The following is a 12,388-nucleotide window of genomic DNA, read 5'->3' on the forward strand; positions in this document are numbered from 1 at the left end:
ACTACCACTGTTGTACAATGTGGCGCTAGCGTAAAGCGAAAAGGAGTGAAAAAAGAATATAGACTGTTACTCTTGCTTCAAACCAATTAGCGAATTTGTCTCAGTGCTACCATGTGTTATCGTCATGATTTTATGTACGTACCATAGAACCTAACATGTTAATTCTGATGCTTTTTATTCATTCACAATACATGATTCGGCTAGTCTGGCGGCACACTGTGTATGTTACCCGAAAACTCTCGGTCCAATTGTCCGACTATCATGCACATTAAAGGTGAGGGTAAAGAGCTTCTAAGTGTCTGTGCTACTATGCCTTTTGTGCCTACGATGTTGGCATTAAGTGTGACTGTAAGGGTTTGCTCCTGTTCTCTTTCTTTCGTGTAGCCAAGCAAATCTTGATGAACCAAGCCAACCACACTGGTAACAATAGGGCTGACAGTGTAGCCATAAAATTGACTGAGTCCGACACCTGCCATGCCAAACAACACGCTTGTTGATGTGGCACCTGGAATTTCTCGGTCTGTGAGCACGTTGACGGCTGTGTTAATTTCTGTACTTACTGAGCAAGTATACTCTTGTACAATACTCGTCATGGTGGCTAAGTACTCACGCTCCAATAGACCTCTGACATCTAGCATCACTGGAGAGGCGACACTTCCTTCGAGCGTATGATTTGCGCGATAATGCACCCCCAACACCAGTGGTGATTGTACTGTCCCATCGAGGGTTTGATGAGGTAGAATGTTGTATGCGGTGCGTAGTTTTTCATCAACAAAATTGATGAGTAGTGCAAAGTCACTCATCACCGGGTAAACGTATTGACGCAAAAAGAGTCTCAGTGCTTGCAGTGCATTGCCTGTCAACTTATCGTTGTCTTTGGTCAGATCGACTTCCACGCGATAGGTCATTTCATCAGCAGTTTCGCCTGTCGGATCATCTTCCCACCACTCAAACAGTTGTACGTATTCTTTAAGCTCAAGCAAATCGAGCATCAGCTCAACCCCTTTTCTGGAGCCTTTTAGCTGGTGAATGGCCGTTAAAAATGAGCGCACCAGTGCTACATCTAGAGGACTCATGTTCAACGCATCGGTGAGATATTGATACCCGAACTCAGAAATAATTTGACTGTTTCGGTTGCGACTTAGGTCAAGGTCTTCTTGGGTGTATTTTTTGCCTTGAATAACCCACTCAAACCCTTCGGCAGCTGATTGAATTCGGTACTTAAAACCCGGTTCTAACGCATACAAATCGGAATTTCGTAAGTCGTTGAATTGGTACACTAAGCCCAGTGTCTCGCATTTGATGGAATCAATTGGAACTGGATGGCCATGAGACAAACCCAAATACTCAAAACGTACAGGTGCAGCACACTTTATTTCATATAGGGCATTTTCTTCGAAATAGCCCTCTTTCATGTTGCGTTGTAACGGTGTAATTTGCTTGATGTATTCGACTGCCTCATCGGCAACGATGTGGCTGATGGGCTCTAGTGATAGTGCTTGTGCGATGAATTGATGTGTACCTGTGCCAAAACTCAATTCGGCGACTTGCCGTTTAATCAGCGGTTCATCCATGTACACACTGGGTTCAATGATGGTGTCGTTTGGGTAACCTGTGATTTGAAATATGTCTGAGGCAGGTTGTTTGGCTAACACTAAGTAAGTGGCGTACTTATCCCTAATTGCTTCCAAATGCTCTTGCACATTGTTTGTCCGCTCAAAATAGATATGTTCTAGGGCGTCGATCACGTCTTTAAATAGCGGCTTATTTCGCAGCTTTTCCGGTACTAACCCTTGAATATCAATAAAAGAATTTTGCATCTCACTCTCCATATGCACTAACGCTGAGCGGGGCCTGAAGTCGCTTCAAAGCTTTTACTTGAGTCATATAGCGACACACGTGGCATGAATTTGAAATACTCACTCCAAGCAATGTTAAGTGGTTGCCATTGCTCCAGTTCTTCATCGCTGAGATCGGGGGCTGGGAGCACCTCTATGCGCACGGCCTTGGCGTAAGGGCACATCGATATCAATCGAAGAGGGGAGTTGATTACCTTTTTTAGGGATGATCTGTACTTCTAAGATCACTTCTACAACACGACCACTTACCAATACTGGCGGTGTTACACCCATCGGGCGATTTTCTTCCGGTGCGACCTGTGCTATTACGTTTTCTTTTTCTGCTTCGGTGAGAGGCTGCTCGGTGTCAATAATGTAGGCGATCATTTGCTTTGCTGAATCTAAATCTTTAGCTCGCACATCTATGGCATTTGGGAGCACTTCAGTGATGCGCTTCATATAGTCGTGACGGCCTCTGATCACACGCCCGGTTTCGTGGCGAAGCGGGCCTTTTACCTGTATCTCGCCGACGGTATCTGGAGCTTGATAGCGACTCGCGATCGCCACGTTCTCTAACGTGCCGACTTCTAGGTTAATATTGGTCAACTGCACGCGCTTGTTTTCATGCAGTTGAATATACAGTAGTGACAATTCATATCCGGCTCTGAACTTATCGGTATCTGCTAGGTAGTCATTAATAGCCATTACATCAATGGAACCCACCGTGTTGGTGATACAAACATATTTGCCATTGATCAGATCTATGGCATCTTCACTGTGCGGCACGGCTTTATTGTTGAGCTTTAATTCAAAGTGCTCGCTGACATTTTCTTCTGTAAATCTAAATACTTGTGGTTTAGAGGTAGGCAATATGATAGATGTTGTGGCAAGTTGTCCAATGGCAACATCGATTTGTGTCGGTAGCGCATTTTCACTGCTTGGCGGAGAAATCGTATAATCTCCCAATGAGAGTAAATCATATACACCAGACTCATCTTCGTATTCACCGACTTTGTCGAACTTTTTGATAGTGGTGACACTTGAGGTGTAAATGGATAAACGCAGGCTCACGTTGCTACCACGATATGCAGAGTAGCCAAGAGGCCCCGCGATTGCGCGAGCTGAGCTTTCTAAATGAGTTTCGTGTAGGTATGCCTCTCGTCGATTTGCAAGTGCAGAATATGTGGTAAATGAACCGACTGCAGAGAGTAATTCTAGAATAATTTGCCCGGTACCAAATTTGTAAAAGTCGCGCCAAGCACCATCGGTTTCGGAGTATTTTTCTTCTAATTTGCCGGTGAGATCGTTCAGTATTTGTTCGTAGCTGAACGAGTCAGGCTGGATCAAGTCTTGTGACATGGGGCATTACCTCGTATTAATCTTTGGTCTGCAGTTTTTTTGTGAAGGTAAAGGTTCTATCACCTAAGCCTTTGATACTATAAAGTAAGTTCACAGAGTAAATATGCTCGTCAGGTATCATCTCCACGTTTAAAGACATGATAACGACGCGTGGTTCAAACTGGGTGATGGCATTATTCAGCCTGTGTTGAATATTAAAAGCAATCTCGTCATCCATTATTTCAAATAATAGATGTTCAATATCCATCCCGTATTCTGGATGGAATACGCGCTCACCGAGACGTGTATTAAATAGGTTATTTAATGCTTGCTGTACGGACTCTTCGTCAGAGACGAGATGTTCAGTAAACATATCACATTGATTAACGTCACTATATAACGCCATTTAAAAACTCCAATATCTAGTCTCATTAGAAGCACATTGTACAATTTATCTGATTGGCGCGTTTATCTAGGCTGTTTTGACTTTACTGGCACCTGACACTATGACGCCAATATTACACCCTGTCACCAAGTCAGTGATCCGAGCATCATTTTTTTTCTCAGCTCTAGTAAACCCCGATGCTGTGACAATAACGCCCTTGTGACCACATGAAGATGAGGTGATATCGCCGAACCGTGCTTTTGGTTTACCCTGTGCAATGACGGTCTTTGCGCCTCGACGTAAAATTGTCCCTGTCATTGGAATGGGGGTTGGGTGACATACACAAATGCCAACCCACCTGTCACCGAGTCGCGCGTTGTTTAGTGCTGGTAATACCATAATAAACCTCTCGTAGCGGAAAGTTAATAATATTGTACAATAATCACTGAGCGTCTACTCGGGAAATTAACTCAAACTGAATTTCTTGGCCAAATGTAATTAAGCCAAGCTCAAGCTCTGCAAACGCGGCTCTATCAAAATGGAGTTGATCCCACGGTGTGTCAGTGTTTACCTCTCTTGCCAGCACGCTGAAGCCTGAGTCATCGCTGATGAGCTTCAGCTCTACTCCTTCTATTTCTGACCAAGTTTGAAATGATTGGCCGCTGCTATTATCTTCCAAAGGTACGTAGTCGGTTGGTGTGTTGAAGGTGACTTGATCAACAGCCACACTCATTACGCCGCCAATGCCTCTTTTAACAATACTGATCAGTTGTTCCTCATGGTCATAGCCTAGGCAAAAACCGGCAGCGTATCGATGCAGCGCCGTGCTTTTTAGATGCACGGTTAAACTCCCTCGCCAATCTGGATCGTTAATATCATTATACAAATAGTATCCGCGTCGATAGTAGCTCGAATCACTCAGCACCACTTCGTTTTCACCGAGCCACTGCCATTCACCACGCAAAGCGCGCCAGCTATGAGATGAAAAGTCCACTGACGGGGTTGGCTCGTTAGGCTGCACCGAGTCGTTAGCGATAAAGCGTTCAATCTCGGTCTCTAGTTTTTGCTGTGCAGGCCCACTGAGCGCTTGCTTTGATTCAATCAATCGCTCTGAGAGTTGGGTGGCATGTCTTGCCTTATTGGTGGCCCAGAGTCCAATGTCTTCATCGTCAATTGAACCGTCTTCAAGTCCTGCTTGGAGTTGCTGAATATTAAAATAATTTTGCTGTATGTCTTGACTGTAGGTGGCCACAGCAGTGAAGCAGTGCTCAAATGGAGAATTAGGCTCCGTGAGCTGGCCTATTTCCATCATTAGTTGCGCTAAATGCTGCATGGCGGTTGACAGCAACTCATTGACTATTTTTGCAAAATCGAGCAGCTCTTGAGTGATATTTTTTAATGAATACAAAGTATTACGAATAGTCGTGAGCTGCGAAGCAATAGCATTACAATCAGACAGTTGGGTAAGTTCGAAAAGCGGCGCCCGTAGTGGCTCGAAATACTCCCCGTTGGCAATTGAAGCAAATAAGCGGCTCATTCCGCCAATCGTTTGATAAAGAAATTCGTCATTGGATACCTCTACCGCGCGTCCATTGGTGCTCATGGCTGTGTAAAATGTGCCCAATTGGCGCATTTGCGACTTCATGTCGTTGCTGATTGTATTAATATCTGCGATGAGCTGCTGTCGTGTGTTGACAATACTGATGTCACAAAGCGTTTGTAAATCTGGATGGGCGTTCAACACTTGCGTGCTTAGCTCATTTAAGCGCTGGCTGATGCCGTCAGGTAGCTGATCCGTCATAGTCGTTTCTCAAGTCTCATTTAAAAAGCGTAATTATGCTAACATCGATTTTGCTCGCGTATGAGCAGCTTAATTATATATTGTACAATAGTGAGAAGGGAGGATAAATCCTCATTTCATTAGTTCTCAGTAATTTTTGGTGCCTTCAATGCGATTTGTGTGCCTGCATTGTGTGTTTCTGTTTTGCCTGTTTTGTAGCTAAGATTTTTGCCAACTTTATAGTTTGCATTTTGTGCTATGCGATAATCGAGGTTCTTACCCACGTTCATAAAGAGATCTTTATCTATGACCCAGTCCATCGAGCCTGTTACGTGCCAGCCCCGTTTGGTTTTAGCAAGACTCGATGAGCCGCTGCCACCTTCAAGTAGCATAAATCCGGTATTACTCACATTAGCTGCGTTGACTTCACTGAGCATGTGGACACCCTTGAGAGACAGTGCCTTACCGAATTTATCTTTTCCGATAGTGCCCATCGCTGCAGAAACGCTACCTTTACCTGAAAAAATATTGCCAGAACCTTGATAGTGGCCACCACTGATAGTGAGATCGCCGCCCACGGTATTACCTTGTAAAGTAGTGTTTGCACCATCAGCAACGCTAATGTTTTTTCCTACGTTGACACCACTCATTGTTAACGAGGAGGTTTTGGATGCGGTTAATGACTGGCTTAAAGATCCGCCCTCTATGCTCAAGCTGCCTTGGTTGAGCAAAATATCAGTATCTGAGCTGGTTGTATTTACCATCGATAGCGCGCTTGAGCACTTGGTTAGGTTTAGGGCATTGGTGTCACCTTGCACTTTACCGCCGTCAATGCGCACAATGCTCTCTGTTATTGTGTACGCTACTTTTTGGCTTTTTACGTCGCTATTGTAACTCAACAAGGAACTGTTGTTGGATAATATGATTGCAGTGTTGCTCCCTGAAGCTTCCAAATTGGTATTGTGTAGCTCTACTTTACAGGCTGTCCCATCGATAATGCTTTGGGTCGCTTTTATCGAAGCATGCTGCACCTGCAACACTCCATTTTTACCCGATAACACATTACTGGCGCTGCATTGCGTGTTGTGACCGATATACACTTTGCTATCGTCACAGCCTGACATGATGCCACTATCGGCTGATGAGTTAACTTTGATAGTAGAATTGATCGCCGACAACACTGGACCTTGCAGATCTTTAAAGAGCCATTTATCGACTTCTAAATTACTTGAATGCAGCGTAATGGCAACTTGGTTGGCGGACTTGGCAACGGTTGCACCCGCATTTATCTTTGCGCCATGATGTTGGGATAATATATGGCTACAGTTGTTGAACAATATCGCTTGGCTATTGTTCATAGTGAGGTCAGTTCCATGGAATTGAAAGCGACAGTGTTTTGAGTTTTTGGCAAAAAATGTCCCCACAGGCAGTACTTTGGCATGAGGTCCCATGGAAAAGCTCATGGTAATGTGCTCACAATCCAATACACTATGCTCTGTGATCCAATCCTTAGTTTGTAACATAGTGACGGCCCCAAAGCGGCATTTAGACATGTTGCCGTTCCAACTAGACAGACCATTTAAACTGATAAAAAAGTGCTCGCTGTCTTTGATGTTTTCTAATGTGCTATCAATGAAAATAAAGCGGATTTTTGCATCAGGACTTTGGTTTTTCATTTTCCCTTGAATAGCGGCAATAGAGCTATTACGCAAAATAATAGTTGCCGGCGCTTCATAATTTAATGATTGTATTGTACAACCATTGAGTTGATAGGTGCCGTCTTTATCTATATTTAAATTACCGGCTTTACCGTGCAAACTGAAAGTTGGGTATTTAAGTGAACGCTCAGTTGCAAATATGGGATCTGAGCTTTGTTGTTCGTTAAATATTCCTGTTGTCAGATGATCAATGGCGTTACCTGTTTCAAGCTGTGCAGGCTTGAGATCGGCAGGGTAGGGATTGTTGTCAATGACACCCGCTTCTACATCCTTACGATGCAGTATTCTGTTGGGATGTGTCATGATTTATCTCCTTTTGGATTGCCTTGACCTATGATTTGATTGATTATGTTTTCAAAACCAATGCCATTTTGTGCCGTTGCGACATCCACTCCGTTGCTTGCTAGCAATGAAATAGCATCCGCACTGTTGATCATCAAAGAAGGTGTATTAAGAAAGATACCGCTTTTAGTTATAGTGAGTTCAACCCCCGCAAAGCTTGCATAAAGCTTTTGGTTTTCTCTATCAAACTCAACTAAGGTGCCATGTGGATCGCTGAGTAAAGTGACACTGCGTTCATTATCGTTAAATGTTTGACTGCCATCTTGCTGACGCGACTCCTTAAATGATAGACCTGGTGCGTGACTGGTAATAGATTTATTGCCATGAGCATCTGCTTCGCCATATCGGTGAGGATACTCGCTTTGAAAATCCGTTGGGCGCGTTTGGCGGTTACTGACGCGCCAACGGTATACCGGGTGGTAGATACTCTTTTCTGGAAATTCAACTAATACCGTAGAGTGTAGCTCTGGTACATACATGCTGCTGCCAAACGCATTATTGCCAAGGTGTGCGGGTAATTGAGGATAGCACCAAGGTAAATCATCGATATCGATAAACTTGCTATCTATGAGGCCTTCAATAGAAACTTTGACTCTACCTAACATTCTGGGGTCTTTTACATCAACCACAGTCCCTTCGTATTGGCGTTGAAGGGCATTTCTCGGACGTAGCCAATCAGATTGTTTTATTAGCCCCATTAGCGTATCTCTCCAGCAATATCTTCATGAGTCTCACGGCTAAGCTCAACGGTCGTGACGATGTGATTGTTGGCAAATTTGCGACTTAGTTTACTGATAATATATAAACCTGTGTGGGTCTCGTCAGTGGCAGCATTGGTGCTGTCTGGCTCTAAGAAAGAGACAAGATCCAGTACGCGCATCTGTGGGTGTAGTTGATCAGAATACGAAAGCGTTACGGTGACGGTACTAAATAGCGCCAGCGATGTGATGTTTTGTTGGTGTGCATGCCAATATTTGGGGTGCACATTGTCGTTCAGCCATTGCGGTGTGCCGCGCCTACCATCGATATCTGAGCGTCGCGGAAATAAATTTGATTTGGTGAGCTTTGGAGTAGGCATTTCGAGTAACTCCTCGTATTCACCCAAGTCCCTATCAGTGATGTCTACTCGATTGCCATAACCTAACCAATGGTTGATAAAACCACTATTGGTATTGATTGTATATTCACCGCTATACCAAATGTTTTTGTCGTCTGCATTGTCCTTCACGTTTGGTAAAAACGCCCAATTAGGCTGTGCTTTGCTGACCAAGGTTTTTAAATCTCGAATACGAAAATCTCCGTTGGTACAAGGAGCAAGCAYGAGCATAGAGTCTGGTAAGTTAGCATGAAGCCAGATGTCAGAAATAAATTTTTTATCGGTATCATTTGGTTGCAACCAAACTTGTCGGTCTTGTGACTTAGCGAGATTGCTATCTACCTTTTTGAAATGCGTGTTGGCAATCGTGGTAATTGCTTCTATTGCCGATTTTTCTTTTAGCGCCCTTTGGCGATGCTCTGCCAAATAGGACATTGCTGCATAAATTCCGGTAAATTTAATAAGGTAGTGGCTCGCGATGCGCTTTACCATGACGTTAGTGACTTGAAATGACGTCACAACCCCATCACTGTCATCTTCGTTGCGACGAAACATGACATTGAGTCTATTACCTTCGTGAAACAAAGCCCTGACTTTTTTATCACGACAGATCAGCGTTGCGCTGATTGTTGGTAAGGCGGTACCTACGGTCTCTATCATCTCAATTTCTTGGATATCTAGGTTACCTTGAGAATCGGCCAAAGATACACCGCCAATTTCGAGGTTTAACTCGTATTGACCTTCAATTTTCAACATACTTATCAAGTCTCATTAGGTGCTGGAAAACCAACTGTGTGAATTAATTCGTCTGTATGCTAGCTTACTGCGTTGAATAAGGATAGTAATTTATATTGTACAATAGTTGTTACCAAGGATCACCTGTTTCCGCTTTATTATGTCAGTGAATAATAATTGTGTTTGGTGTCGACCTTGATGTTAACAGGTATAACAGAGAGCGGCTCTACAAGGGCTTTTCTCTGCTGTGTTTCATTATAATCCGATATTAAAAGCGAGGCAGTTTCTGACTATCGCTTGGCCTTTTTTACCGACAGATGGTTGATAATGGCGGATAAATGTTTGCGCTACTTTTTTCAAAAAGTGATTTTGCAAATCATTCTCTGGTAGCCACTTTGCTATGGGTACTATGTTTCCCTGTGCATTATCTTTATAAAGTAAAATAATGGCAGATGAAGCGAGACCATGCTGATCGCACACAAACTCACTCAGATGTTGTTCATGGTTTGTCACAAGCGCTACTTTGTAACGTGTGTTAACAATGTTAGGAGCGCCATTAAACGCGGTTAATATATTGAATAATAGCGCCTCATAGTCTTTTAAAAAGCGCTCCTGAATAAGACCTTTTAAGGCTCGTGTATAAGTCACATTCGTGTGCTGTAAACTAGAGTCAAGCTGTGATTGGCTGTCACGTTTAATGGTCGAGATAGGAAACACGTTGTGGTGGTTGTTAACCTTTAGGGTAGCGTGCTGACCAGCGAGACTTGTAAGCATACTTGATGTATTAAGATAATCTGATTTATACATAGAGATTGTACTCCTTTCTCAGAGTTGTTTTATTTCACCAACTAGAGCGCTACATCTCGGTTTGGCGCACCAGTTGGTAGCAAGTGGAAGCCTATATGAAAAAAAGTTAAAGAATCCATGATTTTTGAACTTTTTTAATTGAAACATAGTGTTGGGCTTTCCATTTACTTATGTTACGTGTATTCTTCGACGCGTACATGGTAAACCTGTTTTCTTTGGTCTTGTGGTTTTTTAGAACGAAGAGTGTGAGCAGTTGCTGACCTCTTTGAGACATATAGTATGTCCTCTAGTTCAGATAAATAAGGCTACAGAGATAGATTCAGTTATGTTAATCTACCTATGTTAATTAGAGTTAGCTTAAATGTTATCCTATTTATTGAGCTGAAGGTGTGCTGAGTGTAAGCATTGGAACGCTAGTAGTGGTTTTTATATACTGGAGAGCCTTTTGAAGTACCAATTCACAGGGGATGATTTATGGAGACTCCGAAAGTGGATGCGTTTGACGCAGGCTCAAATGGCTGATCTAGTCGGTATCTCTAAAAATCATTACTGGACCCTAGAAAATTCAATTACTGAGACTGTCGATCATAAGTACGTAGGTATTTGGTTAAAGCAGGCTGGGCTAATTAAGCACAGTTGGTGGCAACCCTTTTTGGAATTAAAAGAGTCAATGGGTGAGAGGCCGATCCGTGCGCGTAAAAAAGACAACACGCTGTGACCGCCTTATTCATAAATAATGTTGTACAAAAACCAAATTAACCCCGCTTTTACCTGTGCCGTTGTGGTTCGAAATATTAGGCATATGTGTTTTATTTAATTTATTTGACTTGTAACCTTAAGGATATTTGGATGGCTAAGAATATACGTAAACAGCTTAAAATAATTGTTTGTTATGATACTCTTAAAAACGTATCTGGTGGTAGTGGTGGTGATCAACTTCCAAAGGAAGTTAGGCCTAAGTAGCTGAATACTGGAACTTATCAGCGCTGTAATAATAAAAGGGAGAAAGTAAGTGAGCCGTAATCACTTATATATACTTGTAGTGGTAGTTGTTTCTGCACTTTTTGCAATGGTTGATAGTGCTACGGTATCAAGAAATGTGTTAATTGGTGTCTTATTAATTGTGACAGTGACCAATTGGCGGAATATAAATATTGCACATATATCTTGTATCTTATTAATCATTACACTCATTGAATATCTAGTGTTCTTTATTTTCTTTAAGTATTGGGCCTATTCGTCATTTTTTGGTAATGCGGTAATTTATATGATCCATTCGATGCTCGACTCTATAGTAATATGGGCGATGTATAATCGTGACAAAATATCTCGCTATGTGTTGAAAAAGCAGGGATATGCACAAGAATTGGGTTATAAAATCTTTACTGACTCATGTCTAGTTGTTGTATTCACAGGATTTCTAGTTATAGATGTTGCTGCTTTTTCAGAAAATTTGCTACGAAATTTGCACGAGTTAGGGGTAAGCAGGCAAATCGCCGAACCATTTTGGAATATGTATTTTATTTACGATCTTTATCTGCCCATTAAAAATATACTAAACAGTATCACCATTAGCATCATCGTCTTGTCGGTTTATGCCCTGTATGTCAAACCCCGCCAGCTGCGCGCACAGCAGCAACGTTAAACCATTTATTTTGGTTGCAGTAAGTAACATGCTGCAACCAACTTCTCCCTTTACACTTGTATCATTTCAATGGCTTCATCGGCTGTGAGCAACTTCCATGGCGTTAAAGTGCACGACACTTCGGCATACAACGGGTAACCATTTTGTGTCACCTGTTTGCTGAAAGTGGCGGAGACATCTTCCATTAATAAGTTTTTGGCTTCAAACCAACGGCCTATTTTTAAGCTTATCAGCCCCGAGGCTGAGTCCAGCCCAGTAAATTTGTAGTTGTTAGGTGCACTTAAGAATAAGTCAACGCCCGCAATGGACGCAGCTGGCCCTGATGGGTAAACCGTTTTTAAAAGCGCAGCTACCTTTTGTCTTACATCCATACCATCTTTATATGCGACAATAAGAAAGTTGATTGGAATGGAGGGCGACTCACTTGATAGCCAGTGCTTTCGTGTCGATGCAATAGATGTCATCGACATTTGTGAGGGTGCCATGCCAAACAGGCTTAACGCGCTGTGCGCAGTTCTGGAGATTTCATCGGCAGACTCTAAATGTCCCGGTTGTTTGCCCTCCCATTGTGCGGCGCCCGCAACCGTCACTGCTTCGGTGAGGAAGCCTGTGATTGAGTCGTTTGGGGTCACAATATACAGTTTAGCATCTGGTACTTGTCCAGACTCGAGTGCTTCTAAATCTAGTGTATAGTCGCTCATATA

General features: G+C 42.8%; 12 protein-coding genes. 2 read left to right on the plus strand and 10 right to left on the minus strand.

What is annotated here, in order from left to right; translation table 11 throughout:
* Positions 1–200: 200 nt before the first annotated feature.
* The 9 genes from EAG18_RS08085 to EAG18_RS08125 all read right to left on the minus strand — a co-directional run bounded on the left by EAG18_RS08085 (position 201) and on the right by EAG18_RS08125 (position 10,039).
* Positions 201–1,820 carry a phage tail protein gene (locus EAG18_RS08085; RefSeq protein ID WP_125251874.1) on the minus strand — a complete coding sequence of 540 codons (1,620 nt, stop codon included), beginning with the start codon at positions 1,818–1,820 and terminating at the stop codon, positions 201–203.
* A 141-nt stretch (positions 1,821–1,961) separates the two neighbouring features.
* Positions 1,962–3,197 (minus strand): hypothetical protein, encoded by a 1,236-nt coding sequence (locus EAG18_RS08090; RefSeq protein ID WP_125251875.1) that lies wholly within the window; start codon positions 3,195–3,197, stop codon positions 1,962–1,964.
* A gap of 16 nt (positions 3,198–3,213) precedes the next feature.
* Entirely contained in the window at positions 3,214–3,582 is a 369-nt protein-coding gene (locus EAG18_RS08095; protein WP_125251876.1) for a GPW/gp25 family protein, read from the minus strand.
* 66 nt (positions 3,583–3,648) lie between these two features.
* Positions 3,649–3,960, minus strand: coding sequence for a PAAR domain-containing protein (locus EAG18_RS08100; protein ID WP_125251877.1), 312 nt, complete (start codon positions 3,958–3,960; stop codon positions 3,649–3,651).
* Between the two features lie 43 nt (positions 3,961–4,003).
* Positions 4,004–5,362, minus strand: coding sequence for a hypothetical protein (locus tag EAG18_RS08105; RefSeq protein WP_125251878.1), 1,359 nt, complete (start codon positions 5,360–5,362; stop codon positions 4,004–4,006).
* A gap of 119 nt (positions 5,363–5,481) precedes the next feature.
* Positions 5,482–7,362, minus strand: coding sequence for a hypothetical protein (locus EAG18_RS08110; protein WP_125251879.1), 1,881 nt, complete (start codon positions 7,360–7,362; stop codon positions 5,482–5,484).
* Positions 7,359–8,099, minus strand: a complete 741-nt coding sequence (locus EAG18_RS08115) for a phage baseplate assembly protein V (RefSeq protein ID WP_125251880.1) — start codon at positions 8,097–8,099, stop codon at positions 7,359–7,361. Before EAG18_RS08115 ends, EAG18_RS08110 begins: the two co-directional genes overlap by 4 nt.
* Positions 8,099–9,253 carry a hypothetical protein gene (locus EAG18_RS08120; protein WP_125251881.1) on the minus strand — a complete coding sequence of 385 codons (1,155 nt, stop codon included), beginning with the start codon at positions 9,251–9,253 and terminating at the stop codon, positions 8,099–8,101. The genes EAG18_RS08115 and EAG18_RS08120 overlap by 1 nt, the downstream gene beginning before the upstream one ends.
* Before the next feature lie 234 nt (positions 9,254–9,487).
* Positions 9,488–10,039 carry a hypothetical protein gene (locus tag EAG18_RS08125; RefSeq protein ID WP_125251882.1) on the minus strand — a complete coding sequence of 184 codons (552 nt, stop codon included), beginning with the start codon at positions 10,037–10,039 and terminating at the stop codon, positions 9,488–9,490.
* A gap of 445 nt (positions 10,040–10,484) precedes the next feature.
* Between EAG18_RS08125 and EAG18_RS08130 the strand changes: the two genes are divergently transcribed.
* Together EAG18_RS08130 and EAG18_RS08135 are read left to right on the plus strand one after the other, a co-directional pair.
* Complete coding sequence (locus EAG18_RS08130) at positions 10,485–10,757, plus strand: helix-turn-helix transcriptional regulator (RefSeq protein ID WP_125251883.1); 273 nt, start codon at positions 10,485–10,487, stop codon at positions 10,755–10,757.
* Between the two features lie 294 nt (positions 10,758–11,051).
* The gene (locus tag EAG18_RS08135; RefSeq protein WP_125251884.1) at positions 11,052–11,684 is read left to right on the plus strand and encodes a hypothetical protein; all 633 of its coding nucleotides are present in this window, start codon (positions 11,052–11,054) and stop codon (positions 11,682–11,684) included.
* A gap of 50 nt (positions 11,685–11,734) precedes the next feature.
* Here EAG18_RS08135 and EAG18_RS08140 read toward each other — a convergent pair whose 3' ends face one another.
* On the minus strand, positions 11,735–12,385 hold the full coding sequence (locus tag EAG18_RS08140) for a hypothetical protein (protein ID WP_125251885.1): 651 nt from the start codon (positions 12,383–12,385) through the stop codon (positions 11,735–11,737).
* Positions 12,386–12,388 lie beyond the last annotated feature (3 nt).

This window comes from Pseudoalteromonas sp. J010, from assembly GCF_003934235.1.
GTDB classification, from domain to species: domain Bacteria; phylum Pseudomonadota; class Gammaproteobacteria; order Enterobacterales; family Alteromonadaceae; genus Pseudoalteromonas; species Pseudoalteromonas peptidolytica.